At 71.3% G+C, this 24,322-nt stretch carries 20 protein-coding genes; 9 read left to right on the top strand and 11 right to left on the bottom strand.

Annotated elements, in window-relative coordinates; all coding sequences use genetic code 11:
• Positions 1-30 precede the first annotated feature (30 nt).
• Positions 31-642 (top strand): GNAT family N-acetyltransferase, encoded by a 612-nt coding sequence (locus AABA78_RS09155; RefSeq protein ID WP_338262599.1) that lies wholly within the window; start codon positions 31-33, stop codon positions 640-642.
• A gap of 1 nt (position 643) precedes the next feature.
• On the opposite strand, the gene AABA78_RS09150 is transcribed toward AABA78_RS09155, so the two are convergent.
• Both AABA78_RS09150 and AABA78_RS09145 read right to left on the bottom strand, forming a co-directional pair.
• A complete protein-coding gene (locus AABA78_RS09150; RefSeq protein ID WP_338262598.1) occupies positions 644-2,719 on the bottom strand; it encodes a S9 family peptidase in 2,076 nt (691 codons plus the stop codon).
• A gap of 56 nt (positions 2,720-2,775) precedes the next feature.
• Entirely contained in the window at positions 2,776-3,297 is a 522-nt protein-coding gene (locus tag AABA78_RS09145; RefSeq protein WP_338262597.1) for a hypothetical protein, read from the bottom strand.
• Positions 3,298-3,712: 415 nt separating this feature from the next.
• On the opposite strand from AABA78_RS09145, the gene AABA78_RS09140 reads away from it, so the two are divergent.
• The 3 genes from AABA78_RS09140 to AABA78_RS09130 all read left to right on the top strand — a co-directional run bounded on the left by AABA78_RS09140 (position 3,713) and on the right by AABA78_RS09130 (position 9,028).
• Positions 3,713-4,795: an AI-2E family transporter gene (locus AABA78_RS09140; RefSeq protein WP_338262596.1), complete on the top strand. Its 1,083-nt coding sequence runs from the start codon at positions 3,713-3,715 to the stop codon at positions 4,793-4,795.
• Between the two features lie 14 nt (positions 4,796-4,809).
• Positions 4,810-5,424 carry a DedA family protein gene (locus tag AABA78_RS09135; RefSeq protein WP_338262595.1) on the top strand — a complete coding sequence of 205 codons (615 nt, stop codon included), beginning with the start codon at positions 4,810-4,812 and terminating at the stop codon, positions 5,422-5,424.
• A gap of 250 nt (positions 5,425-5,674) precedes the next feature.
• On the top strand, positions 5,675-9,028 hold the full coding sequence (locus AABA78_RS09130) for an ATP-binding response regulator (RefSeq protein ID WP_338262594.1): 3,354 nt from the start codon (positions 5,675-5,677) through the stop codon (positions 9,026-9,028).
• 13 nt (positions 9,029-9,041) lie between these two features.
• Here the strand turns inward: AABA78_RS09130 and AABA78_RS09125 are convergent, their stop codons facing one another.
• Both AABA78_RS09125 and bioA read right to left on the bottom strand, forming a co-directional pair.
• Entirely contained in the window at positions 9,042-10,490 is a 1,449-nt protein-coding gene (locus tag AABA78_RS09125) for an FAD-binding oxidoreductase (RefSeq protein WP_338262593.1), read from the bottom strand.
• A gap of 156 nt (positions 10,491-10,646) precedes the next feature.
• On the bottom strand, positions 10,647-11,978 hold the full coding sequence (bioA, locus tag AABA78_RS09120) for an adenosylmethionine--8-amino-7-oxononanoate transaminase (RefSeq protein ID WP_338262592.1): 1,332 nt from the start codon (positions 11,976-11,978) through the stop codon (positions 10,647-10,649).
• A gap of 289 nt (positions 11,979-12,267) precedes the next feature.
• On the opposite strand from bioA, the gene AABA78_RS09115 reads away from it, so the two are divergent.
• The gene (locus tag AABA78_RS09115) at positions 12,268-13,053 is read left to right on the top strand and encodes an acyl-CoA desaturase (protein WP_338262591.1); all 786 of its coding nucleotides are present in this window, start codon (positions 12,268-12,270) and stop codon (positions 13,051-13,053) included.
• A gap of 67 nt (positions 13,054-13,120) precedes the next feature.
• Here the strand turns inward: AABA78_RS09115 and AABA78_RS09110 are convergent, their stop codons facing one another.
• The 5 genes from AABA78_RS09110 to AABA78_RS09090 form a co-directional block, all read right to left on the bottom strand.
• Positions 13,121-13,978 carry an SDR family oxidoreductase gene (locus AABA78_RS09110; RefSeq protein WP_338262590.1) on the bottom strand — a complete coding sequence of 286 codons (858 nt, stop codon included), beginning with the start codon at positions 13,976-13,978 and terminating at the stop codon, positions 13,121-13,123.
• Between the two features lie 184 nt (positions 13,979-14,162).
• The gene (locus tag AABA78_RS09105; protein ID WP_338263575.1) at positions 14,163-14,663 is read right to left on the bottom strand and encodes a serine/threonine protein kinase; all 501 of its coding nucleotides are present in this window, start codon (positions 14,661-14,663) and stop codon (positions 14,163-14,165) included.
• An 89-nt stretch (positions 14,664-14,752) separates the two neighbouring features.
• Positions 14,753-15,178 (bottom strand): serine/threonine protein kinase, encoded by a 426-nt coding sequence (locus AABA78_RS09100; RefSeq protein WP_370469449.1) that lies wholly within the window; start codon positions 15,176-15,178, stop codon positions 14,753-14,755.
• Positions 15,179-15,263: 85 nt separating this feature from the next.
• Entirely contained in the window at positions 15,264-16,187 is a 924-nt protein-coding gene (locus AABA78_RS09095; protein ID WP_338262588.1) for a DUF2381 family protein, read from the bottom strand.
• Between the two features lie 84 nt (positions 16,188-16,271).
• Positions 16,272-17,129, bottom strand: coding sequence for an SDR family oxidoreductase (locus tag AABA78_RS09090; RefSeq protein ID WP_338262587.1), 858 nt, complete (start codon positions 17,127-17,129; stop codon positions 16,272-16,274).
• Between the two features lie 108 nt (positions 17,130-17,237).
• Between AABA78_RS09090 and AABA78_RS09085 the strand changes: the two genes are divergently transcribed.
• From AABA78_RS09085 to AABA78_RS09075, 3 genes are all read left to right on the top strand, one after another.
• The gene (locus AABA78_RS09085; protein WP_338262586.1) at positions 17,238-17,648 is read left to right on the top strand and encodes a winged helix-turn-helix transcriptional regulator; all 411 of its coding nucleotides are present in this window, start codon (positions 17,238-17,240) and stop codon (positions 17,646-17,648) included.
• Between the two features lie 95 nt (positions 17,649-17,743).
• Complete coding sequence (locus AABA78_RS09080) at positions 17,744-18,934, top strand: GNAT family N-acetyltransferase (RefSeq protein WP_338262585.1); 1,191 nt, start codon at positions 17,744-17,746, stop codon at positions 18,932-18,934.
• Between the two features lie 94 nt (positions 18,935-19,028).
• A complete protein-coding gene (locus AABA78_RS09075) occupies positions 19,029-19,724 on the top strand; it encodes a suppressor of fused domain protein (protein WP_338262584.1) in 696 nt (231 codons plus the stop codon).
• Positions 19,725-19,745: 21 nt separating this feature from the next.
• Here the strand turns inward: AABA78_RS09075 and AABA78_RS09070 are convergent, their stop codons facing one another.
• The gene (locus AABA78_RS09070; RefSeq protein WP_338262583.1) at positions 19,746-21,725 is read right to left on the bottom strand and encodes an ATP-binding protein; all 1,980 of its coding nucleotides are present in this window, start codon (positions 21,723-21,725) and stop codon (positions 19,746-19,748) included.
• A 221-nt stretch (positions 21,726-21,946) separates the two neighbouring features.
• Here AABA78_RS09070 and AABA78_RS09065 point away from each other — a divergent pair, with 221 nt between their 5' ends.
• Positions 21,947-23,023, top strand: a complete 1,077-nt coding sequence (locus AABA78_RS09065) for a dipeptide epimerase (protein WP_338262582.1) — start codon at positions 21,947-21,949, stop codon at positions 23,021-23,023.
• A 4-nt stretch (positions 23,024-23,027) separates the two neighbouring features.
• Here the strand turns inward: AABA78_RS09065 and AABA78_RS09060 are convergent, their stop codons facing one another.
• A complete protein-coding gene (locus AABA78_RS09060; RefSeq protein ID WP_338262581.1) occupies positions 23,028-24,212 on the bottom strand; it encodes a S41 family peptidase in 1,185 nt (394 codons plus the stop codon).
• Positions 24,213-24,322 lie beyond the last annotated feature (110 nt).

Genomic DNA, 24,322 nt, shown 5'->3' with positions numbered 1-24,322 from the left:
GCCCCCCTTGTTGCCAGCCTTGATGCAGAGATGAAGCCCGGCTCCGCCATGATCGACAAGTCGCCCGTCCTGCTCACCACCGAGCGCCTGCACCTGATGCTGCTGCCGCCCGACGCGGCGGAGCGGGTGCTGGCGTACCACGTGGCCAACAAGGACCACCTGGGCCCGGTGTCACCGGCCCGCCCTGCGACCTTCTTCTCCACCGCCTACTGGCGCACGCGCCTGGCCCAGGACCGCGAGGACTTCCGCTACGACGTGTCCCTGCGCGTGTTCATCCTCCCCAAGGGCCCGTCCCTGGCGCTCGCGCCCGTCATCGGCAACGCCACGCTCGCGCACATCCGCCGGGGGCCGCTCCAGGCCGCGGACCTGGGCTATGGCCTGGACAACCGCCATGAAGGCAAGGGCCTCATGACCGAGGCCCTCCGCGCCTTCTGCGACTTCGCCTTCGGCGCCATGGGCCTGCACCGGCTCCAGGCCAACCACCTGCCGGAGAACCTGCGCAGCGCCGCCGTCCTGCGCCGCCTGGGCTTCATCCCGGAGGGCTACGCCCGCGACTTCCTCCTCATCAACGGCCAGTGGCGAGACCACGTGCTCAACTCGCTCGTGGCCCCCGCCGAACCCGGCGTCCGCGGCGGCCCCTGACCTACCGCGCGGGCGCCCGCACCTTCGGCTTCGACTCCGGCGCCGCCGGCAGGTTCGCGTCGAACCAGTCCAGCGTGCGCAGGAGCCGGTCCTTCAGGTGCTCCGGCTTGCGCAGACCGTGGCCCTCATCCGCGTAGATGACCAACTGGGTCTTCACCCCCAGCGTCTTCAGCGCCTTGTGGAACTCGTAGCCCTGCGACGCGGGCACCTCCACGTCCCGCTCGCCGTGCAGCACCAGCGTGGGCGTGCGCACCTGCTTCACGCCGTTGATGGGCGAGGAGCGCGTGTACACCTCCGGCTCGTCGTACACCGACGCCCCGAAGTACGGCAGCATCCACGTGTCGATGTGGTTCGTGCCGTAGTAGCTCTGCCAGTTCGCGATGCCCGCGCCCGCCACCGCCGCCTGGAAGCGCTGCGTCCGCGTCACCGCCCACATCGTCAGGAAGCCGCCGTAACTCCACCCCGTGATGCCCTGCCGCGCCGGGTCCACCGGCGCCGACGCCAGGACGGCATCCAGCCCCGCCATCACGTCGTTGAAGTCCCCGAAGCCGAAGTCCCGGCGGTTCGCCTGCACGAACGCCTCCCCCTGGCCGTAGCTGCCGCGCGGGTTGGGCATGAACACCGCGTAGCCCCTCGCCACGAACAGCGCCGTCTGCGGGTTGAACGTCGACAGCACGCCCGCCGCCGGCCCTCCGTGCACCACCGTCACCATGGGCACCTTGCGGCCGGACCCCTCCGGCACCGGCAACACCAGCCAGCCCTGCACGGACTGCCCATCGCTCGTCCACGTCACGCTGCGCACGTCGCCCACCGGCACGCGCACGTCCGCGTTGAGGCGCGTCAGCGGCTTCCACGCCCCCACCGGCCCCGTCCACACCTCCGGCGGCTGGCTGAAGGAGTCGCGCACCACCGCGCTCGTCACGCCGTCCTTCCCCAGCGACACCGCCACGTGCTCCGGGCCCTTCCACAGCGTCGTCACCGCCCCGCCGCCCGGCGCCACCGCCATCAGCGCGGCCTCGCCCTGCGCCTGCGCCCCGAACACCAGCCGCTCCGCCGTGGGCCAGAAGAGGTCCGTGGCCGTCGCCTTCAGCCCTTCCGTCACGTCGAGCGCGGGCGGCACCTTCGCCGGCAGCGCCCCCTTCTCCCCGAACCGCACCTTCGCCGCCAGCCGCTCCGGCACCGACACCACGAGCACGTCCCCGCCCGTGTTGCCCTCGTCGCTCATCAGGCCCTCGATGAACGCGAGCCGCCGGCCGTCCGGACTCCACGCGGGCTCCGCCACCTGCCACCGGGGCGCGTGCAACAGCGACGTCTCCCCCGTCCCCGCCTCCACCGCGTACACGCGCGCGTTCCACCAGTTCGCATCCCCCGGCGGCAACGAGGCCGTCACCGCCACGCGAGCGCCATCCGGGCTCCACGCGTACTCGTGGATGAACAGGCCCGCGGGCGACACGAGCCGCAGCCGCGCGTCCTCCACCGTCACCACCGCGAAGCGCTTCACCGGCGGGGACGCCTGCACCACGCCCGTCTCCCGCGCCGCCGGCCCGCGCGGCCCCTGCGCATCCTCCGCGCCCTCGATGACGAGCAGCCCCACGACCTTCCCGTCCGGCGACCACTTCGGCGCCGCCAGCACGCCCTTCAGCGTCGTGAGCCTCCGCGCGGGCCCGCCCGCCCCCGACGCGTCCGCCACGTAGAGCTGCCGCGCGCGGCCCTCGCCCGCCGTGGAGAGGAACGCGAGCCACCGGCCGTCCGGGCTCCACGACAGCGAGCCCTCCGCGCACGGCGCGCCGTCCTTCGACGCGGTGACGCGCACCGGCGCCCGCTCCGGATGCGCCAGCTCCCGCACCTGGAGCCGCGCGGCCTCCGCGGTCCCCGGCACCGACTCCACCCAGGCCACCCGCGTGCCGTCCGGCGACAGCGACACCTCGCGGATGCGCACCATGCGCTGGAGCGCGTCGTACGTCGCGCTCGCCTCCAGCCGCGCGGGCGCGGGCGTGGACGGCGCGGGCACCGCCCCGGACGCCAGCGCGCCCCACACCCAACACCCCACCGCCACTGCCAGGCTCGCCACTCGCATCCGCCGCCTCCGGAAAAGGATTGCCCCAGGGCGGCGGAGTGTAGCGGACCTCCCGCTCAGTGCAGCTGCGTGGGCAACATGGGCAGGCCGTGGAAGAAGCGCCGCCCGCTCTCGAAGCGGTGGTGGAAGGTGACGCGCTGATCCAGGTACAGCCGCGCCATCTCCTCCTCGCCGTACGCGCGGAAGAACGCGGCGCGCGCCTCGTCACACGCGCGCTCGTACTCCACGCACAGCGCCTCCCACTCCTCCGGCGGAAGGTCGCCCTCCGGCCAGCCCTCGCCGGTGAGGCCGTAGTCGCGCTCCATCGCGTCCAGCTCCCCGGCGCGCAGCCGCACGCGCGGATCCTCCGCGATGGCCTCGTCCGCCATCGCCGTCAGGATGTGCGCGACGAGGAAGAAGCCCGCGTCCGGCGGCACCGCGCCCGCGTCCCGCGCGCTCCGGAACGTCACCAAGAGCTGCGCGTCCATCTCCTCGCCGCCCAGCTCCGCCAGCTTGTTCGCCAGCCCGCGCCACCGGGCCTCTGTCTCGAGGGCCTCCCGCCGCATCCCGTCCAGCTCCTGCTCACCCATCTTTTTCATGGTGTCCTCTCCCGGCCCGCGAAAGGCCCCTTCCCACGAAGGTTCCCATCCCCGTCTGACGCGCGGGCCCGGCAAACCGTGCTGTCCCCTTTTTCCGCGACGTCCCGGCGCGTCAGGTGCCGGACGCCCCGGCGCGGCGCCGTCGCGTGGCGGACGCGCGGCTGGCCTCGGGGGGACGGACGGGCCAGCGGCCAGGCCGGGCATTTCCGGCTGTCCGGGTGACGAACCGCGCGGCCGGTGATTGCGTCCGGCGGAGGCGCTTCGCGGCGCCGGGTGTCACCCTCCGGACGCTTGGGGCGGGCCCGGGCGTGGCGCGCACACTTGGAAGACGACGGTGGTTGCCGCCGGGCGGGGGATGTCGCATCCGCAAGACATGGGGCCCGCGGTTGGTGGCCCGTCTCCAGGAGCCCCACTGGTGCCCGAGCCCGAGGTCCGCTTGCAGCCGAAGTCCCAGGTATCGCCCCGCACGGTGTTCACCGTGTGCATCGTGGTGCTGGGCGTGATGGCCCTGGCGATGCTCGTCGTCAAGACGCGCCTGGCGCTCACGCTCACCGGCATCGCGGCGCTCATCGCGCTGGCGCTGGAGCACGGCGTGTCGCGGCTGGAGAAGCGCGGCCTCAAGCGGTGGCTGGCCATCACGCTGGTGCTGGTCGCGCTGTTCCTCGCCATCGCGGCGCTGGGCCTGCTGGTGATTCCGGACCTGGTGGAGCAGGTGGACGCGCTGGTGACGCAGTGGCCTCACCTGTGGAAGCAGATCCGCGGCACCGGCATCCTGCGCGCGCTCAACCAGCGGCTGCACAGCCTGGGCTGGAACGAGCGGCTGGAGGAGGCCACGCCCGCGCTCGCGGGGCCCCTGCCCTCGCTCCTCATGAGCGCCATCGGCGGCGTGGTGGGGCTGCTGGGCGGCATGCTCACCGTCTTCTTCCTGGTGGTGTTCATGCTGGTGTTCGGCGGCGGCGTGCTCCGGCGCCTGCTGGACCTGGCCCGGCCCGACCACCGGCTGCGGTACGTGCGCGTGCTGCGCAACGTGTACACCGCGACGGGCGGCTACCTGTCCGGCATCACGCTCATCTGCGCCATCAACGCCACGCTCACCACCACCATGCTGGCGGTGCTGGGCATGCCCTTCTACCTGCCCCTGGGCGTGGCCAGCGGCTTCTCCAGCCTGGTGCCCTACGCGGGCCCCATCATCGCGGGCGGCATCATCACGCTGCTCACGCTGGCCACCGGCGGCCTGTGGAAGGCGCTGGCGGTGTTCATCTACTTCCTGCTCTACGGCCAGCTGGAGGGCAACGTGATGGCGCCGCTCGTGTTCAAGCGCACCGTGCACGTCAACCCGCTCGTCACCCTGCTCGCCGTGCTCTTCTGCGTGGAGCTGGCGGGCATCGTGGGCGCGGTGGTGGCCGTGCCCGTGGCGGCCACCGTGCAGATCATCGTCCGGGAGGTCCTCCTCTTCCGCCAGGAGCGCCGCGCCGGCGCCGTCCTCCCCGAACCCTGAAGGGCCGGGCCCCGATGACCGCTTCGCCGCTCCAGCTCCTGCTGACGCACGGCTCCGGCCCGCTCGTCTTTCTCGTGCTCGTGGCGGGCGGGCTGGGACTGCCGTTCCCGGAGGACCTGGTGCAGCTGGCGGCGGGCGTGCTGTCGCACCGCGGGGCCATGCCGCTGACGGCCGCCATCGCGCTGTGCTTCATGGGCGTGCTGTGCGGGGACACCGTCCTCTTCCTCATGGCTCGGCGGCTGGGACAGGCCCTGTACACGCACCGGCGCACCCGCCGCCTGTTCACGCCCGAGCGCCGCGAGCGCGTCCAGGGTCTGTACGCGAAGCACGGCTCCCGGGTCGTCTTCATCGGCCGGTTCATGTCCGTCCTGCGCGTGCCGGTGTTCGCCATGGCCGCGGCGGAGGGCATGCCCCTGCGCCGCTTCCTCCTCTGGGACGGGCTGGCGCTGTGCCTGAGCTCGCCCCTGGTGGTGACGCTGGGCTACCTGGGCTCCGCGAGCGTGGACCGCGTGGCGAAGGGCGTGGGCCGCGTGGAGCACTTCGTCGCGCTGGCGGGCGTGGCCGCGCTGCTCGTCGCGCTGGCCGTGCGCCACGCGCGTGAACGGCGTCAGCCCCGCCCGTCCACCTGAGCCCGGCGCACGGCGGCCCCCCGCGCCCCACCTGGAGCAGAAGCAAGCAAGCTCACACTTGCTCCCGCCAGCACGGCCCACGACTGGAGATTTTCGTTAACTCTTGACGGGTTTCCCTGGACGAACATCCCAGTCCGTCGCAAGCCGCGCCTCCCGCGCGGTGAAGTCCGGCGCCCGCTTCCGAGGCCTCATGAAACACCCCAGCACTCCCCAGGCCAGTTCCACGGCGGCGTCCCCCCCGGAGTCAGGGATGGACTGGCTGTCGGGCGGCGGGGAGATGGGCCGGTTGATCCGCGCCATGGACTGGTCGAAGACGCCGCTCGGGCCGGTGGAGACGTGGCCGCAGAGCCTGCGCACGACCGTCAGCCTGTGCCTGTCCTCCACCTTCCCCATCCTCATCGCGTGGGGGCCGGAGCGCGTGCAGATCTACAACGACAGCTACCGGCCCATCTGCGGCGCGAAGCACCCGGAGTCCATGGGCCAGCGCTTCCGCGACTGCTGGGCCACGGCGCTGCCGGTGGTGGGCGGCGTGTTCGAGAAGGCCGGCACGGGCATTGGTTCCTACATCGAGAACCAACGCATGTTCCTGGACCGGCACGGCTACCTGGAGGAGGCCTTCATGACCTTCTCCTTCAGCCCCATCCGCGACGAGTCCGGGGGCGTGGGCGGCCTCTTCCACCCCATCACGGAGGTGACGGAGAAGATGCTCAGCGCGCGGCGCACGCAGACGCTGCGCGAGCTGTCCGCCCTCTTGGGCAAGGTGAAGGCGGTGGAGGACATCGGCGCCGCGCTGCCACAGCTGCAGGCGGACGCCGCGCTCGACGTACCCTTCCTCCTCTTCTACCGCCGCGACGAGGCCGCGCCCCGCGTCCGCTGGGTGGGCGGCCTGGGCCTGCCCCCGGGCACCGCGTGGAGCCCGGAGGAGGCGGGGCTGGACGGGCCGTGGCCCTTCGCCACCGCGGGCGCGGACGCCGTGAGCGTTCCTGGGGAGCCGCTGGACGTGGCCCTGGGCCCGTACGAGGAGCCGCCCGTGCACGCGCGCGTGCTGCCCATCCACCCGGCCGGCATGGCGGAGCCCTTCGGCTACCTGGTGGCCGGCGTGAGCCCCCGCCGCGCGATGGATGACGCCTACCGCGGCTTCTACGAGCAGCTCCAGGCCACGGTCACCAACGCCGTCGTCAGCGTGCGCGCCTACGAGGCGGAGGCGCAGCGCGCGGAGGCGCTGGCCGCCATCGACCGGGCGAAGACGGCGTTCTTCTCCAACGTGTCGCACGAGTTCCGCACACCGCTCACGCTCATCCTGGGGCCGCTGGAGGAGTCGCTCGCGGACACGGCCGAGCCCCTGCCGCCGGCCCAGCGCGCGCGCCAGGAGCTCACCCACCGCAACGCGCTGCGCCTCTTGAAGCTGGTCAACTCGCTGCTGGACTTCTCGCGCATCGAGGCGGGCCGCGTGAAGGCGAGCTTCCACCCCACGGACCTCGCGCGGCTCACCGGGGACCTGGCCAGCGTCTTCCGCGCCGCGATGGAGAAGGCGGGGCTCCAGTACACCGTGGACGCCCGGGACCTGGGCGAGCCCGTCTACGTGGACCGGGACATGTGGGAGAAGGTTGTCCTCAACCTGCTCTCCAACGCGTTCAAGTTCACGCTCCACGGCGGCGTCACGGTGCGGCTGGAGCGCGAGGGAGCGCGGGCGCGGCTCACCGTGGAGGACACCGGCACCGGCATCCCGGAGGCGGAGCTGCCGCGCGTGTTCGAGCGCTTCCACCGCGTGGAGTCCTCGCACGGGCGCACCCACGAAGGCACCGGCATCGGGCTGGCGCTCATCCAGGAGCTGGTGAAGCTGCACGGCGGAACGCTGGGCGTGCGAAGCACGGAGGGCGAGGGCAGCACCTTCTTCGTGGAGCTGCCGCTGGGCAGCGCGCACCTGCCCGCCGAACAGGTCCATCAGGAGGAGGGGGCCCCGCACGCGGGCAAGCTGGGGTCCGCCTTCAGCGAGGAGGCCCTGCGCTGGCTGCCGGACGCGCCGGAGTCCGTCCCGCTGGCGGTGCCGGAGCGGGTGACGCCCCCCACCCGGGCCAACGCGCTGGGGGATCTGGGCTCGGGGCTCGCGCTGCCGCAGGGGCGCGGGCGCATCCTCGTCGCGGACGACAACGCGGACATGCGCGCGTACGTGAGCGGCCTGCTGGCGCCGCACTGGAGCGTGCGCGCGGTGGCGGACGGCGAGGCGGCCTTCGAGGCGGCGCTCGAGCTCAAGCCGGACCTCATCCTCAGCGACGTGATGATGCCCCGGCTGGACGGCTTCGGGCTGCTGCGGAAGCTGCGCGGCGACATGCGCACGAGCGGAGTCCCCTTCGTCATGCTGTCGGCGCGCGCGGGCGAGGAGGCCCGCATCGAGGGGCTCCAGGCCGGCGCGGACGACTACCTGGTGAAGCCCTTCTCCGCGCGCGAGCTGCTGGCGCGCGTGGACAGCCAGCTCCAGCTGGGACGCGCCCGCCAGCAGCTCTCCGACTTCTTCATGCAGGCGCCCACGGCCATGTGCGTGATGACGGGGCCGGACCTCATCTTCACGGTCATCAACCCGCTGTTCGCGCGGCTGATGGGCCGGGACATGCTGGGCAGGCCCGCGCGCGAAGCGCAGCCGGAGGGCGGCCACGGCGTGCTGCTCAAGCACCTGGAGCGCGTCTACCGCACCGGCGAACCCTTCGTGGGCCGCGAGGTGCCCGCGCGCCAGCCGGACGGCCGGGGCGGCCTCAAGGAGCTGCTGCTGGACATGGACATCCACGCGCAGCGCGACGGCGAGGGCCACATCCTGGGGCTGCTCGTCGCGGTGCAGGAGGTGAGCGAGCGGACCCACGCGCGCCAGCAGCTGGAGGCCCTCACGCGCGACCTCCAGCACGCGCTCGCCGCGCGCGACACCTTCCTGGGCGTGGCGTCCCACGAGCTGAAGACGCCCGTCACCGCGCTGATGCTGCACCTGGAGATGACGCGCCGTCGCCTGTCACCCTCGCGCGGCGAGCCGCCCTCCGCGCAGAAGCTGACGTCCGCGATGGAGTCCGCGCAGCGGCAGGTGGAGCGGATGTCGCGGCTGGTGGACGAACTGCTGGATGTCTCCCGCATCCGCGCCGGCAAGCTGGACTTCCACATGGAGGAGAGCGACCCGATGGAGCTGGTGCACGAGGTCCTCGACACCTTCCACGAGCAGCTGGAGCAGGCCGGCTGCGTCCTGCAGCTGCGGGCGGAGCTGGGCCTGCGCGTGTGGTGGGACCGCTCGCGCATGCAGCAGGTGCTGACGAACCTGGTGTCCAACGCCATCAAGTACGCGCCGGGCACGCCGCTGGGCATCGGCCTCCGGAAGCACGGCGACCGGATCATCCTCTACGTGTCGGACGGCGGCCCGGGCATCCCGCAGGAGCACCAGGACCGCGTCTTCGAGCGCTTCGAGCGCGGCGGCCCGCCCCGCTCCGTGCACGGTCTGGGGCTGGGCCTCTTCATCGCCAAGCAGATCGTCCAGGGCCACGACGGCGAGTTGGTGCTGAAGAGCGCCGCCGGCCAGGGCGCCACCTTCATCATCGACCTGCCGCTTCCTCCCCGGGCCCGGGCCTGAGCGCGCGCGCCTGTCAGTGCGCGACGCTTGGGGGCTTCACCGGCCCGGGCAGGATGTTCTGGTTCACGTGGAAGAGGTTGTCGGGGTCGTATTGCCGCTTCACCGCCACCAGCCGCGCGTAGTTGTCGCCGTAGGTGGCCTGCACGCGCTCCTGGCCCTCCTCCATCATGAAGTTCACGTAGGCGCCGCCCGCGGAGTACGGGTGCAGCGCGCTCCAGTAGTCCTTCGCCCAGGCGGAGATGACCCCGGCCTGTTCCGGTGATGGATCCACCCCGACGATGACCTCCGACCAGCGCGCGTCGCGGAAGCGGAAGGCCGTGTCGTGCGGGCCCACGCGGTGCGCCGCCCCGTCGATGGGGTAGAGGTGCATGGTGGACTGCATGGACGGCAGGCGGCTGGCGAAGTCCACGTGGCGCTCGATGGCCGCGTCCGGCAGTTCGCGCACGAAGTCCGCGCGCCAGTACCACTGGTGCCCCGGCGGGTAGAGCGCGTCGAAGGCGCTCTGGAGCATGGGGAAGGGCATGGGCATCACGCCGTGCAGCGCGGGCTTGAGCGCCTTCACGGGCGCGAACAGTTCGTCCGCGCGCGCGGGGTCGCCCGTGTAGCACCACACGACGCCGCACATCTTCTGGAGGTGGAGCGCCTCCGGGAAGGGCGGCGCGGGCGGCACGGTGAGGAAGGCGAAGAAGCCGCTGAGGTCCTCGGGCGCGTTCGGCAGGAACTCGCGGTACCAGCGCATCACCTCCGCCGCCCGGTCCAGGGGCCAGAGCGTGGGGCCGCCGAGGACGGTGTCCACGGGGTTGGCCCGGAAGAGGAACGACGTCACCACGCCGAAGTTGCCGCCGCCGCCGCGCACCGCCCAGAACAGGTCCGGGTGCTTGTCCTCGCTCGCGGTGACGAAGCGGCCGTCCGCGAGCACCATGTCCACGGCGAGCAGGTTGTCGATGGTGAGGCCGAAGCGGCGCGTGAGGTATCCCAGCCCGCCGCCCAGCGTGAGCCCACCCACGCCCGTGGTGGAGATGATGCCGGAGGGCACCGCGAGCCCGAAGGCGTGGGTGGCGTGGTCCACGTCCCCCCAGACGGCGCCGCCCGACACGCGCACCGTGCGGGCCTCCGGGTCCACGCGCACGCCGCGCATGCGCGACAGGTCGATGACCAGCCCGTCATCCACCAGCCCCAGGCCGCCGCCGTTGTGGCCGCCGCCGCGCACGGCCAGGGGGAGCTTGCGCTCGCGCGCCAGGGCCACCGCGGCGATGACGTCCGCCACGTCCGCGCACCGGGCTACCATGGCCGGGTGCTTGTGGATCATCGCGTTGTAAAGCTGGCACGCCTCCGCGTAGTCGGCGTCCCCTGGCTGGATGAGCGCCCCGCGCAGCTGTGCCCGGAACAGCTCCACGCTGTCCGGCGTCAGCCCGGCGGGCAGGCGGGGGCCCGTCTGCGGACGGTGGGTTTCGAGTGTCACGGCGGTTCCCTCCGATAAGACGGCACCGGCACGGCGCCTGACCCAACGGATGTGCACGGTGACGGCCCAAAAGGCACCGGGAGGCGGGAGGGGGCCTCGCGGCACGCGCCGGCTGGCGGGAGCGGACGCAGCGCTCCGCCACTCCGCTCCCCGGAATCAGCCCGCGGCCACCTCGCGCAGGCTGTCCTCCACTCCGGAGAGCAGCAGGTCCAGGTCCGCGTCCGGGATGTTGAGCGCGGGGGCGATGTAGACCGTGTTGCCCATGGGGCGCAGGTACAAGCCGCGGCGGCGGGCGGCCTCGTACACGCGCCAGCCGCTGTCGGCGAAGTAGCCTCCGCCGCCCAGGTCCACCGCGCCCACCATGCCTACCGCGCGCGGGCGCACGAGCCCGGGGAGGGTGGCGGCCATGCGCTCGAAGGCGGCCTTCACGCGCGGCGCCTTGCGCTGCACCTGCCCCAGCACGTCCTCGTCGCGGTACACGGCCAGCACCTCGCGCGCCACGGCCGCGCCCAGCGGGTTGCCGCAGTACGAGTGGCCGTAATACAGCGCCCGGTCCTTCGCCCCCAGGAAGCCCTGGAAGATGCGCTCCGACGCGAGCGTGGCGGCGAAGGGCAGCAGGCCCCCGCTGAGCGCCTTGGCCAGGCACAGGAGGTCCGGCACCACGCCGGCCAGGTCCACCGCGAAGCGCGCGCCGGTGCGCCCCATGCCGGTGAAGACCTCGTCGGCGATGAGGAAGGTGTCCACCGCGCGGGTGGCCTCGCGCACCTCGCGCACGAAGTCCGGTGACGACATCCACATGCCCGCCGCGCCCTGGATGACGGGCTCCAGGATGACGCCGGCGATGCCGTCGGGGTCCTGGGCGAGCGCGGCCTTCACCTGCGCCAGGGCCCTGGCGTGGCCGTCGGGCTCGGCCGGGGACGGCACGTGCACCACGTCGAAGAGCAGCGGGCCGAACACGTCGCGGAACTCGTGCACGCCGCCCACGCTGGTGGCGCCAATCGTCTCGCCGTGGAAGGCGCCGGTCAGCGTGATGAAGCGGGTGCGGCGGGGCCGGCCGTTCTGCGCCCAGTACTGCGCGGCCATCTTGATGGCCACCTCCACCGCGGTGCTGCCGTTGTCCGAATAGAAGACGCGCGACAGTTTCTGTCCGGCGGGCACGTCCGCCCGGTCCGCGCCCGGGGCAATCGCGGTCAGCTCCTCGCCCAGCCGGGCCGCGGGGCCGTGGGTGATGCCCGCGAGGGAGACGTGGGCCAGGCTGCCCAGCTGCTCGGTGAGTGCGTGCACGAGGCGCGGGTGGCGGTGTCCCAGGGTGGACACCCACCAGGACCCATTGGCGTCCAGGTAGCGCTGGCCGTCCGCGTCATGGAGCCAGACGCCCTCCGCGCGGACGACGACCAGCGGATCCGTCTTCGCGATGTACTGCTCCATGGCGGTGTAGGGGTGCCAGACGTGCTGCTTGTCGAGTCCGACGAGGGTTGCCCGATCCACGGTGGAGGCTCCTGGGTGCGAGGGGAGTGAAGCCCGGGGTGACGCGCCGCGTGCCCTTCTGCCCTCCCCGGGGACGGCCCGCAACGTCGCGGTGCGACGGGTGGGACGGGCGCGAATGGGTGGCCGCACCGGGCCTTATCCACCAGCGGACAGGCGGCGGAATGGGACGCTCAATGGCGTGCGTCCGGGACGGGACGGTGGAGCCGGGGCGGTGCCGGTGACGTGGGAAGCGCTGACATTGCCGTGACAGGGGGGGTGTTAGCCCTGTGTCCGTCAGAACGGGAGAGTCATGGCCATCGTCATCTTCTTCATCAGTCACTGGCTGCTCTGCGTCTTCTTCCAGAGCTTCTTCCAGCACCGTTACGCGGCGCACCGCATGTACAGCATGGGGCCGCGCACGGAGAAGGTGATGCACCTGCTCACCTATCTGGTGCAGGGCTCGTCGTACCTGTCGCCGCGCGCCTACGCCATCCTGCACCGCGAGCACCACGCGTTCTCCGACACGGAGAACGATCCGCACTCACCGCACTACTTCAAGGACGTGATGCGGATGATGTGGCACACGAAGGAGCGCTACACGGGCATCCTGACGCGGAAGATCCAGCCGGAGCCGCGCTTCGAGGGGGGCTACCCCGAGTGGAAGCTGGTGGACGAGACGCTGGGCCAGTCCTGGTTCGCGGTGCTGGGCTGGGTGGCGCTGTACACGGCGTTCTACGTGACGTTCGCGACGTCGCCCTGGCAGTTCCTGCTGTTGCCGGTGCACTTCGTGATGGGGCCGGTGCACGGCGCCATCGTGAACTGGTGCGGACACAAGTACGGCTACCGGAACTTCCAGGGCAGTGACAAGTCGCGCAACACGCTGCCGGTGGACGTGCTGTGCATGGGGGAGCTGTTCCAGAACAACCACCACAAGTACGGCAGCAGCCCGAACTTCGCGGCGCGCGCCTTCGAAATCGACCCCACGTGGCAGGTAATGCGCGTGCTGTCGAAGCTGGGCGTCATCCGCATCACCACGCCCCAGCGCGCCGTCTACCCGGAGCCGCGCGAAGTGGCCCGGGGAGCACAGGCGGCCTGAGCGTCGGCCCAGCCTTGAAGCAACGCGGGGGAGCCGTCCGTCATGGACCGCTCCCCCGTGGTGTTTTTCAGGCCTGCTTGAGCGTGGCGGCCAGCGCTTCGGCCAGCGTCGTGGTGGGCCGGCTGATGAGGCGGCTCAGCGTGCGGCCGGTGTCGTTCAGGTCGCCCCGGGCGATGCCCTCGTCCGCGTTCGCCAGCACGTCGGCGTAGCCCTTGGGCAGGCCCGCCTGCATGAGCGCGGAGGCGAAATCGGAGGGTGGCAGGTCCTGATACGTCACCGTCCTGCCGGACTGGCGCGACAGCTCCGCCACGTACTCCTGCAGTGTGAAGCCGGTGTCGCCCGCGAGCTCGTACACCTGGTTCTCATGGCCCGTGCCGGTGAGCACCGCTACGGCGGCATCCGCGTAGTCCTGGCGGGTGGCGGGAGCGACGCGGCCGTCCTTCGCGCAGCCCCGGAGCACGCCCTGCTCCAGCGTCCGCTTCGCGGCCTCCGTGTAGTTCTCCAGGTACCAGCTGTGGCGCAGGAACACGAACAGAAGCCCTGACGTGCGGATGGCCTTCTCCGTGTCCAGGTGCTCCGGCGCCAGCACGATCCGCGACGTGTCCGCGTGCAAGATGCTCGTGTAGGCCAGCAGCTTCACACCGGCCTTCTTCGCCGCGTCCACCACGGTCTGGTGCTGCTTGCGGCGCTGTCCGACTTCGCTCGAAGAGATGAGCAGCACCGTGTCCCCCTTCGAGAACACGCCGTCCCACGTCTCCGGGTGGCTGTAGTCCGCCTTGCGGACCTGCACGCCACGCGCGGCCCAATCGCGTGCCTTGTCCGGATTGCGAGCCACGACCGCGACCTGGTTCGCAGGCACCTTCTTCAACAGGCCGTCGATGACGAAACGGCCCAACCGGCCCGTGGCTCCCGTGACGACGATCATGGCTGCCTCCATGTTGCTTCTTGCAGGGAGCGTTCCAGGCCCCCGGATATCCAGGTGGGCCCCCTCCCGCCCGGTCCGGTCCCAACTGGTCCGACTGTAGGACCAGTTCGTGCGTTTCGCCGCCAGCGTGGGAGGGCCAGCAGGGTTCTCACCTTCTCATCCCTGGGGACTTCACGTCCGACGCTTAGAGGAACTCGTCCACGATGAAGACGCCGCCGCCGGAGAACTCAAGGACAGCGGTTCCGGGGGCTGAGCCGGGGAGCTTCCGCATCTGCCCCTTGGCCGTCCGCGCCACGGCACAGATCGGCACCCGCTGTGATGCACCCGGTGGAAGTGCCTCGAAATAGCGGATGACTGCCTGGGGTCCGCTCGTCCACACGTAGCCGTAGAGCCGCGCCGGTGCCTCCAGCGTCCCCAGGTCGTCGTTCAACACACTTTCGACACGCCCGTCGTGCAGGGTGATGGACCGGCTACGCATCTGGTTCACATCGAATTCGATGCTCGCGCCGTCCCCCACGGCCAATCGCAGATAGCGCATTGCCTTGAGCGCCTCTTCCGGGCACTTCTCGGGCCCGGGAGTTCCGTCGGGCCGCAGGCTCACCTTCCCTGTCGCGGTACCGGCGCAACCCGTGATCAGGGCCATGCAGAAGAGACCGCACGCGAACTCAAACGTCCTGGAAGCCATCCCGTGGAGCTTACCCAACAGCCACGTCGCCATGGCGGAGGCCGTCATGCCGGTAGAGCTCAAGCGTCACAGGGTTCCTGCCCGAGGCTTTAGAGGAACTTGTCCACGATGAAGACGCCGCCTCGCGAGTACTTGAGGACGGCGATTCCCGGGGGAGAGCCGGGGAGCTTCCGCATCTGTCCCTTGGCCATGCGAACCACCGCGCAGATGGGCACCCGCGCTGCCGAATTCGGGGGACGCGCCTCGTAGTAGCGGATGATCACCTGGGCACCAGTCGTCCACACGTAGCCGTAGAGCCGCGTGGGCGAGTCCAGCGGTCCCAGGTCACTCAGCAGCATGCTCTCGACCCGGCCCTCGTACAGCGTGACGGGTTCGGCGTCGCCCTGGTTCACATCGAACTCGACGAGCGCGCCGGCCCCCACCGGCAGCCGCAGATAGCGCATCGCCTCGAGCGCTTCTTCCGAGCACCGCTCGGGTCCTGGAGTCCCATCGGCTCGAAGCGACACCCGTCCCATCGTCGGGCCCGCGCATCCCGAGGCCAGTACCGACAAGACAAGACAGCACAAACGTTCGAGCATCCTGGAGACCATGGCCCGGCTCTTACTCACGCACCAACTGGGGGTCCAACAGCACAGCGGCCATGAGACGCCCATCGTGCTGGTAGATCTCCAGCGCCAGCTCCTCGAACCTTCCCTCCGGGTTGAGGAACGCACTGCGGTCCACCACGAACGCGATGGCACCTGTCTGGCCCATGGCGATCGACTCGCGTTCGGCGCGGATGGCCACGGTCCTCGGCGCGCGATTGGATGACGCGAAGAGCTTCGTCTGGGACAAGCGCCAGGTCCGGCTCTCGCTCTGATTCGTCACGCTGAGCATGACCGCTGCCTTGCCCTTGCCCGAGTAGACAGTCATCGAGAGCTGGGCATCCACGTCATATCCACGCCACGTGTGCTGCCGCTTGAACGGGGTCTGCGCCCCCGCCCCCGCCACCAGCAGCGCGGCCAGCGCGTGGTCCGCGGAGGTCTCCTCCTCACGCAGCCGCGCGTTCTCCTCCTCCAACGCATTCTTCGCCCTGAGCGTGCGCGTCAGGACGGAGACCAGGGCCTGATAGCTCTCCCGATCCTTGTAGACGTCCACCTGCTGATCCGCCCTTCCCGACTCCTCCACGGGAGGCCTCAGCAGGAACGACAGCGCCGTCCCATCCGCGAGCGTCACGAGCAGGGGAACGCTCTCGTCAGGAGCGAGGGCACGAAGAGGCTCGATCACCACCCGCTTCCCCGCGACCAGCAGCGGCTCGAACCGCCCCTCCCACCCCAACAGCTTCGTCTTGAGCGGGTCGCAGGGCTGCTCGAACCGGAGCACCGTCACGATCTGACCCGCCACATAGAGGCGGTGGGCCGCGTCGTCCGGATGCTCCGACAGCACCAGGGTCCGGACCTGTGCCCTCTCACGCGGGCCCGCCATGGCAGGGGCAGCAACGAGGATGAACAAAGCAACGAACCAGCCAGGTAGGGCGTGTCGCATCGAACCTGGACCCTACCCAAGCCGCCACCCCACGCCAACCCTCCGGACCAACAGCCTCGGTCCGGAAGGCCCGCGCTGGAACACTCAGCCCTGCTTCAGCGCCGCGCCGACAGCCTGACCGAACGGGGCCGTGGGCCGGCCAATCAGCCGGCTCAGCGTCCGGCTCGTGTCGTTCAGCTCCCCGCGCGACAGCCCCGCGTCCGCGTCCGCCAGCGTGTCCGCGAAGGGCTTGGGCACCCCCACCTGCTGGAGCGCCGCGGAGAACTCCGCCACCGGCAGGTCCACGTACTTCACCGGCTTGCCGGACTGGCGCGACAGCTCCGCCACGTACTCCGGCAGCGTGAAGCTCGCGTCTCCCGCCAGCTCGTACACCTGGTTCTCGTGGCCCGTGCCCGTCAGCACCGCGACCGCTGCGTCCGCGTACTCCTGACGCGTCGCCGTGGCCACCCGGCCGTCCTTCGCGCTGCCCTGCACCACGCCGTACTGGAGCGCCGGCGCAATGTGCTCCGTGTAGTTCTCCACGTACCAGCCGTTGCGCAGGAACACGAACGGAATGCCCGACGCGCGGATGGCCTCCTCCGTCGCCTTGTGCTCGCCCGCCAATGACAGACCGCTCTTATCCGCGCGCAGGATGCTCGTGTAGGCCAGCAGCTTCACGCCCGCCTTCTTCGCCGCTTCAATCACCGCCGAGTGCTGCGGGAAGCGCTTCCCCACCTCGTTCGCGGAGATGAGCAGCACCGTGTCGCCCTTCCCGAACGCCCCGTTCAGCGTCTCCGGCCGGTCGTAGTCCACCTTGCGCACCTGCACCCCGCGCGCGGCCCAATCCTTCGCCTTGCCCGGATCGCGCACCGCCACCGCCACCTGGCTCGCCGGCACCTTCTTCAGCAGGCCCTCGATGACGAATTGCCCCAGCTTCCCCGTGGCTCCCGTGACAACGAACATGGCTCCGCCCTTTCCTTCCCGCGCTCCAGGCGCGAAATCGAACTGGCACTTACCCTAACGGGGGTACTCACTTTCCGTAAGTACGCACCTCATGGTAAGTGTCCCGTCATGAAGGCGAGCAAGGGCAGTCAGCTGCTGGAGAAGGTGAAGCAACGCGGGGACCTGTACGCGGCGGCGTGCCCCTCGCGCGGCGTCCTGGAGCACGTCACCAGCCAGTGGGGCGTGCTGGTGCTCGTCGCGCTCAAGGAGGAGGGCACCCACCGCTTCAGCGAGCTGCGCCGCAAGGTGGGCGGGGTGAGTGAGAAGATGCTCGCCCAGACGCTCCAGGCCCTGGAGCAGGACGGCTTCGTCCACCGCGAGGCCCACCCCGTGATTCCCCCTCATGTGGACTACAGCCTCACCCCCCTGGGGGAGGAGGTCGCCGTCCACGTGGAGGCGCTGACCACCTGGATTGAAGACAACCTCCCCCGGGTGATGACCGCCCGGACGAAGGCCCCTGCCCGCAAGAAGGCCTCGTAGGGAGCCGGGCCTCGGGCCCCGGGCCCCCTCGCCCGGGTGCCCTCCAGCGGGACGAACGGGAGCGAAGGAGTCAGGCCCGCGTTAAGACTGCTCCCGTGCCCGCCGACACCCCGCTCCAGGTCCGCATTCTCGATGCCATCCGTGATGTCCCGGCCGCCCAGTGGGATGCCCTGGTCGCCGAGGGCGCGCCCCCCTTCGTGCGCCACGCCTGGCTGTCCGCCATGGAGGAGAGCGGCAGCGCCACCGAGGACACCGGCTGGGCCCCGCACCACCTGACGCTGTGGCGGGGAAAGAAGCTGGTCGCCGCCGCGCCCGCCTACCTCAAGTTCCACAGCATGGGCGAGTACATCTACGACTTCGGCTGGGCCAACGCCGCCGCCCAGCTGGGCGTGGAGTACTACCCGAAGCTGCTCGTGGGTGGCCCCCTGTCCCCCGCCACCGTGCCGCGCTTCCTCACCGCCCCGGGCGAGGACGCGGGAAGCCTGCGCCGCGCGCTCCTCCAGGCCGCCGTGGACAGCGCCCAGGAGCAGGACTGCTCCGGCGTGCACGTGCTCTACCCCACGGATGAAGAGGCGGACTTCCTGGAGGAGGCCGGGCTCGCGCGCCGCATCACGCTCCAGTTCCATTGGAAGAACCCGGGCTACAAGAGCTACGACGACTACCTGGCCCGCTTCGACTCCAAGCGCCGCAACCAGCTCAAGCGCGAGCGCGGCGCCGCGGCCACCCAGGGCATCCAGCTGCGCACCGTGCGGGGCGCGGACCTGACAGAGGAGCACGCCCGGCGCGCGTACACCTTCTACACGTCCACCTGCGAGCGCCACGCCTGGGGCCAGGTGCAGCTCACCCCGGGCTTCTTCGAGCGCGTCTTCCGCGACCTGCCCCACGCGGTGGAGATGGTGGAGGCGGTGAAGGACGGGAAGGTCATCGCCGGGGCCTTCAACCTGGCCACGCCGGAGCGGCTCTACGGCCGCTACTGGGGCTGCACGGAAGAGCACCCCTTCCTGCACTTCAACGTCTGCTTGTATCACTCGGTGGATGACTGCATCCGCTCGGGGCGCAAGGTGTTCGAGCCCGGCGCGGGCGGCGAACACAAGGTGTCGCGCGGCTTCGAGCCCACCGCCGTGCACAGCGCCCACCTGATTTTCGACAAGCGCCTGGACAAGGCCGTGCGGAGCTTCCTGCGCATGGAGCACGCGCGGCTGGCCCCCGCCGTGGAGGAGGCGGAGCGCATCTGCGGCCTCAAGCCGTGGGGCGCCCTCCCGGCCCCCGGGTCCACCGGAACCTGAAAACCTGAACGTCTGTCCGCCAGCCCACCGGCCAGTGGGCATCCGCGCGCGGTTCAAGTTGTGAAATCGGGGTGAACCTCTAGAGTCCGCCCCCATGAAAGTCCCGGAGACAGAGGAAGACTTCATCCAGTGGTACGAAGACTGCTGGGCGGACCGCGACGAGGTGGAGTACCCGAAGCTGTTCGGCGCCATCCGAGAGGAAGTAGACCTCCTGGAGGGCACCGGCGTGCTGGAGGGGTGGCTGGAGAGCGAGCTGGCCCAGGGAACGGAGATGGATCCGAACTGGCTGCCCATGGGCGTGCGTGTGGCGCCCCCCAGCGCGGAGTACCCCTACTGGACCTACGTGACGAGCGGCCTGTCCAACCCCTTCACGGTGGCCCCCGGCGAGGAGCTGGCGGACGACGCCCGCAGCGGCCTGGGCTACGAGATGGTCATCCACACGCCCGAGGAGGAGCGCTGGCCGGTGCTGCGCCTGCTGGACATGATGGCCTACAACCTCGTGTGCGCGCGGCTGTTCGCCATGGGCCACCGCTACCCGGTGGACGGCACCCTCACTGGCGGTGAGACGAAGCTCGCGGGCTTCGTGTTCGTCAAGGACGCCAACCGCCCCAGCCACTTCACCCTGCCCAGCGGCCAGGTGGAGCTGCTCACGCTGGTGGGCGTGACGAAGAACGAGATGGCCTTCGCGCGCTCCAACGGCATGGACAGCCTGATGAAGCGGCTGGCCGACCCCGCGAACCCGAGCACCGCGTACATCACGCGGCCGGAGCGCGACGAGGTGAAGCTGTAGTCCCCGTCCTGCCGCCGCGCGCTAGCCGGTGCGCGGCGGCGAGGACTCCACCAGCGCGTGCAGCACCCCGGGCTCGAAGGGCTTCTCGATGCGCGGCAGCGGCACGGCCTGGAGGAAGGCGCGGGCGCGGTCCGTGAAGCTGCCGCCCGTCATGAACACGAAGCGCGACAGGAGCTGCGGCCGGCGCCGCGCCAGCTCCGCGTGCACGTCCATGCCGGTGAGGTCCGCCATCATCAGGTCGCAGAAGATGCGGTCGAAGGCGTCGTCCTGCTCCAGCAGCGTCAGCGCCTCCCGGCCGCTGTGCGCCACCACCACGTCGTGCTGCCGGCCGAGGATGCGCCGGAGCACCGAGGTGAGCTGAGGCTCGTCGTCCACCACGAGCACGCGCTTGCGTGACGCGCCCTCCTCCGCGCGCACCGCGGGCACGCCCGGGTGCACGGGCCGCTCCGCGATGGGCAGCCGCACCTGGAAGGTGCTGCCCAGGCCCGGGATGCTGGTGGCGGTGAGCTCGCCGTGCATGCTGCGCACGAGCCCCAGGCAGATGGACAGCCCCAGGCCGCTGCCCTCGCCCACGGGACGGGTGGTGAAGAACGGCTCGAAGGCGCGCTGGAGCACCTCCGGCGTCATGCCCAGGCCGGTGTCGGACACCTCCACCAGCACCCACGCGCCCTCGCGGCGGGTGGTGAGCGTCACGCGGTGGCGCTCGAAGTCGCCGGAGGGGATGGCGTGCGCGGCGTTGATGAGCAGGTGGAGGAACACCTGGCCCAGGCGGGCCTCGTGCGCCAGCGCGGGCGGCACCTGGCCGTAGCTGCGCTCCACCTGGGCGCGGCTGCGCAGGTGGGTCATGGCCATGGAGACGCCGAACTCCAGCGCCGCGTGCACGTCCACGGGCCCCAGGCGCAGCTCGTCCGCGCGGGCGAAGGTCTGCAGGTCGCGCACGATGACGCGGATCCGCTCCGCCCCCTCGCGCGCCTCGCGCAGCGCCTCCAGCGCCTCGTTCAGGGCGCCCTGGGCCCCAGGGCCGGCGTCCGGGCGGCGGGCGAGCGGCGTGAGCTGCTCCACCGCGAACTGGAGGTTGCCGGTGACGTAGGACAGGGGGTTGTTGATTTCGTGGCCCACGCCCGCGGCGAGCTGGCCCGCCATGGCCAGCTTCTCCGACTGCACCAGCCGCTCGCGCGCGGCCATCAGCTCGTGCGTGCGGCGCTGGGCGAGCGCCTCCGCCTCCAGGCGGCCGGAGCGCTCGCGGGCGAGCAGCGCGTCGCGCTCCGCCTGCACGCGCTTCTTGTCGGTGATGTCGCGCGCGTAGGTGGAGATGTTGCGGCCGCTGGACCAGACGTGCACGTCGTGCCAGCGGTCCCGGCCGGTGCGCAGCTCGAAGAGGCGGTAGCTCTCCTCGGCGGCCACCTCGCGCAGCGCGCGCTCGAACGGGGTGCCGCACAGCTCCGGGCACGCGTCCCACAGCACGCGGCGGAAGAGGGTCTCCGGGGTGCGGCCGGTGAGCGCGGCGGCGTTGCGGTTCACGTAGGTGATGCGCCAGTCCGTGTCCACGGTGAAGAAGACGTCCGGCATGCTCTCCAGCACGTCGCGCACCCAGTCCAGCGTCTCGCGCAGCCCCTCCTCCACCCGCTGGGAGCTGGTGATGTCGCGCAGGCGCAGCAGCACCCCGTCACGCCGCAGGGGCACCGCGGTGCCCTGCATCAGGATGTCCCCTTCGGTGAAGTGGTCCGCGTGCAGCCGGCCGGACTCCACCACCTGGCGCAGCAGGTCCATGCGGCCGGCGATGCCGTCCTTCGAGGACACCTCGCCCAGGCGCCGGCCCGGGAGGAACTCCGGGACGCGGCCCAGCGCACGCGCGGCGGCGGGGTTCGCCCACAGCCACTCGAAGTCGAGGATGGAGCCGCTGTTGGAGCGCACGGCACGCAGCACCATGCACGCCTCGGGGTGTTCGCGCTCGGCCTCCTCCAGCGCGGCCAGGAGCGAATCCGGGAGCGGAAGGGCCACGGTCGTTTCGGTCCCGGACGACATCCGCCTCCTCGCGGCCCCGGCACTGCCCACCCCCCGGGGAGCCCGCATGTCGCCACGAATCTCACGGCGGCTCAAGTCAGCCTCAACCTTCGTATCTTTCTAAACTTTCTCGAATTACAGACAAGTGAAAGTGGAAGCGGTAAGGAGTCAGAAGGACCGACCCATCGACAGCGAGGTCGGCCACACTCGCCCCCGCCATGCGCCCTACCCTCATCACGCACGTCGCGTTCGAAGCCCTGCACCTGCCCCTGACGGAGCCGTTCGCCATCGCCACCGGCGCGCAGCACGCGGCGGAGAACGTGCTCGTGCGAATCATGCTCGCGGACGGCACGGTGGGGCTGGGAGAGGCGGCGCCCTTCACCGCGGTGAGCGGGGAGACGCAAGCCAGCACGCTCGCCGCGCTGGAGCCGGTGCGCGGGCTGCTGGTGGGTCGGGACGTCCAGGCGTGGCGGCCGGCGTCGGAGTCGTTGGGGGACGCGCTCGCGCTGGCGCCCTCCGCGCGGTGTGGCGTGGAGATGGCGCTGCTGGACGCGCTCGCGCGGCACCACCGGATTCCGCTGCACGCCTTCTTCGGCGGGGTGGGGACGGCGCTGGACATCGACATGACGGTCACGGCCGGGGACGTGGCGCACGCGGTGGCGTCCACGCGGGCCATCCTGGGGCGGGGCATCGACACGTTGAAGGTGAAGGTCGGCGCGTTGGATCCGGACGCGGACGCGGCGCGGCTCGTGGCCATCCACCAGGAGGCCCCGAAGGCGCGCCTCTTCGCGGACGCGAACGGGGGCTACGACGTGGCGGAGGCGCTGGCGTTCCTCAAGGAGCTGGAGCGCGCGGAGGTGCCGCTGGCGCTGTTCGAGCAGCCGGTGCCGCCCTCCGACTTCGCGGGGCTCGCGGAGGTGACGCGCCGCTCGAAGGTGCCGGTGTGCGCGGATGAATCCGCGCGCTCGGTGAAGGACGTGCTGCGGCTCATCCGTGAGAACGCCTGCCACGGCATCAACATCAAGACGATGAAGTGCGGGATGGTGGAGGCGGTGACGATGTGGAGCCTCGCCCGCGCGGCGGGGCTGGAGCTGATGGTGGGCGGCATGGTGGAGAGCGTGCTCGCGATGAGCGCGTCCGCGCACCTGGCGGCGGGGCTGGGCGGCTTCACCTATGCGGACCTGGACACGCCGCTGTTCATCGCGAGCCACCCGTTCCAGGGTGGCGCGACGTACGCGGGCGCGCGGCTGACGCTGGACGCGGACGCGCCGGGGCACGGCGTCACGCTGCGCTGACGCTTCAGCCCTTCACCAGGGAGGCGGCCACGTCGAGCGCCCTCTCCCGCTGCGGATCCGCGCCGGCCGCGTACGGCAGCGCGTCCGGGACCTCCACGTCCACCGGGACGCCCACGCCTTCGATGCGCTCGCCGTCCGCCGTCACGTCCATGACGGCGAGGTAGAGCAGGTCCCCGTTGGACAGCCTCTGCGGCCCGCCGCCCAGCACCGCGCCCGCGGTCCGCTCGCCCACGAGCGTCGCCAGCTTGTGGCGCTTCATCGCGAAGGCCACCAGTTCCTTGCCGCTGCGCGAGTTGCCGTTGACGAGCAGCACCACCGGCTTGCGCCACGACGGCGCGTAGGGCTGCGTCTTGCCGTCTCGGCCGGTGTTGGCGAGCACGGGGACCTGGGGATTGAAGAGGTTGACGAAGGCCGGATTGCAGCCGCCCCAGCCGTCGCGGAAGTCGATGACGAGCGCGTCCGCGTCCGCGAAGGCGTCCTGGAGTTCTTCCTCCAGGGCCTGCTGGTACTCCTCGCCGGTGCACGCGTAGACATGCTGGTAGGCGACGCGGCGGCCCTGGCGCTCCACGACCTGCCCGCTGGCCTTCTGGACCGCGAGCCATTCCTTGCGCGGGTTCATGCGACGGGGCGTGACGGTGAGCGACAGGGGCGCGGCGCCCTTCACGCGCTCCACGGTGAGGCGGGTGGCGCGGCCCGCGCGGTTCGTGAAGGCGTGCCACGGATGGAAGGGCTTGCCCTCCACGGTGACGAGCCGGTCCCCGCGCAAGAGGCCCGCCTTCGCGCCAGGGCCGTCCGCGAAGACATGGCGGACGAAGAAGCCGTCCGGGGTCTCCCGCACGTCTACGCCGATGCCGGTGGCCTCCACGTTCTGCTGCTTGAGGAAGACCTGGAAGATGGAGGACACCTCCGCGTGGCCGGGGCTCTCCTTCGGGTAGTAGGCCGTGTGCGAGGCCTTCAGCTCCGCGAGCGCCGCGTTCGTGCGCCGGGTGAAGTCCTCCACGTCCTTCGCGTCGGCGGCGTAGCCCTGGTGCGCGTCGGCCCAGGCGGTGCCCTTCGCCGCATCGAAGAAGCGGGTGCGCACGAGGTCGACGATTTCATCACCCCGCTTCGCGTAGGGAGCCGTCGCCGCCTGGACGCTGCCCGCGAGGAGCAGCCCCGCCACCCACCACCGCGTTGTCCGGACCGCCATGCGTGCCCCTCCCGGAAGGACTTCACGATTCTTCACAGGAGCGTCGTTGAGAGGGAAGGAAAGGCATCCTGGCGCCTTGCGGTGTGGCGAACCCGGCCGGGGCGGTTAGG

The organism is Corallococcus caeni, from assembly GCF_036245865.1.
Classification (GTDB): domain Bacteria; phylum Myxococcota; class Myxococcia; order Myxococcales; family Myxococcaceae; genus Corallococcus; species Corallococcus caeni.
This window is presented reverse-complemented; position numbering and strand designations above follow the sequence as displayed.

What these genes read in the sequence shown, in the direction of transcription:
- AABA78_RS09155 (WP_338262599.1), top strand. Translation starts at nt 31, where the DNA reads ATGAAGCCCGGCTCCGCCATGATCGACAAGTCGCCCGTCCTGCTCACC.
- AABA78_RS09150 (WP_338262598.1), bottom strand. Translation starts at nt 2,719, where the DNA reads ATGCGAGTGGCGAGCCTGGCAGTGGCGGTGGGGTGTTGGGTGTGGGGC.
- AABA78_RS09145 (WP_338262597.1), bottom strand. Translation starts at nt 3,297, where the DNA reads ATGAAAAAGATGGGTGAGCAGGAGCTGGACGGGATGCGGCGGGAGGCC.
- AABA78_RS09135 (WP_338262595.1), top strand. Translation starts at nt 4,810, where the DNA reads ATGACCGCTTCGCCGCTCCAGCTCCTGCTGACGCACGGCTCCGGCCCG.
- AABA78_RS09130 (WP_338262594.1), top strand. Translation starts at nt 5,675, where the DNA reads ATGGACTGGCTGTCGGGCGGCGGGGAGATGGGCCGGTTGATCCGCGCC.
- AABA78_RS09115 (WP_338262591.1), top strand. Translation starts at nt 12,268, where the DNA reads ATGGCCATCGTCATCTTCTTCATCAGTCACTGGCTGCTCTGCGTCTTC.
- AABA78_RS09110 (WP_338262590.1), bottom strand. Translation starts at nt 13,978, where the DNA reads ATGATCGTCGTCACGGGAGCCACGGGCCGGTTGGGCCGTTTCGTCATC.
- AABA78_RS09105 (WP_338263575.1), bottom strand. Translation starts at nt 14,663, where the DNA reads ATGGCTTCCAGGACGTTTGAGTTCGCGTGCGGTCTCTTCTGCATGGCC.
- AABA78_RS09100 (WP_370469449.1), bottom strand. Translation starts at nt 15,178, where the DNA reads ATGGGACGGGTGTCGCTTCGAGCCGATGGGACTCCAGGACCCGAGCGG.
- AABA78_RS09095 (WP_338262588.1), bottom strand. Translation starts at nt 16,187, where the DNA reads ATGCGACACGCCCTACCTGGCTGGTTCGTTGCTTTGTTCATCCTCGTT.
- AABA78_RS09090 (WP_338262587.1), bottom strand. Translation starts at nt 17,129, where the DNA reads ATGTTCGTTGTCACGGGAGCCACGGGGAAGCTGGGGCAATTCGTCATC.
- AABA78_RS09085 (WP_338262586.1), top strand. Translation starts at nt 17,238, where the DNA reads ATGAAGGCGAGCAAGGGCAGTCAGCTGCTGGAGAAGGTGAAGCAACGC.
- AABA78_RS09075 (WP_338262584.1), top strand. Translation starts at nt 19,029, where the DNA reads ATGAAAGTCCCGGAGACAGAGGAAGACTTCATCCAGTGGTACGAAGAC.
- AABA78_RS09065 (WP_338262582.1), top strand. Translation starts at nt 21,947, where the DNA reads ATGCGCCCTACCCTCATCACGCACGTCGCGTTCGAAGCCCTGCACCTG.
- AABA78_RS09060 (WP_338262581.1), bottom strand. Translation starts at nt 24,212, where the DNA reads ATGGCGGTCCGGACAACGCGGTGGTGGGTGGCGGGGCTGCTCCTCGCG.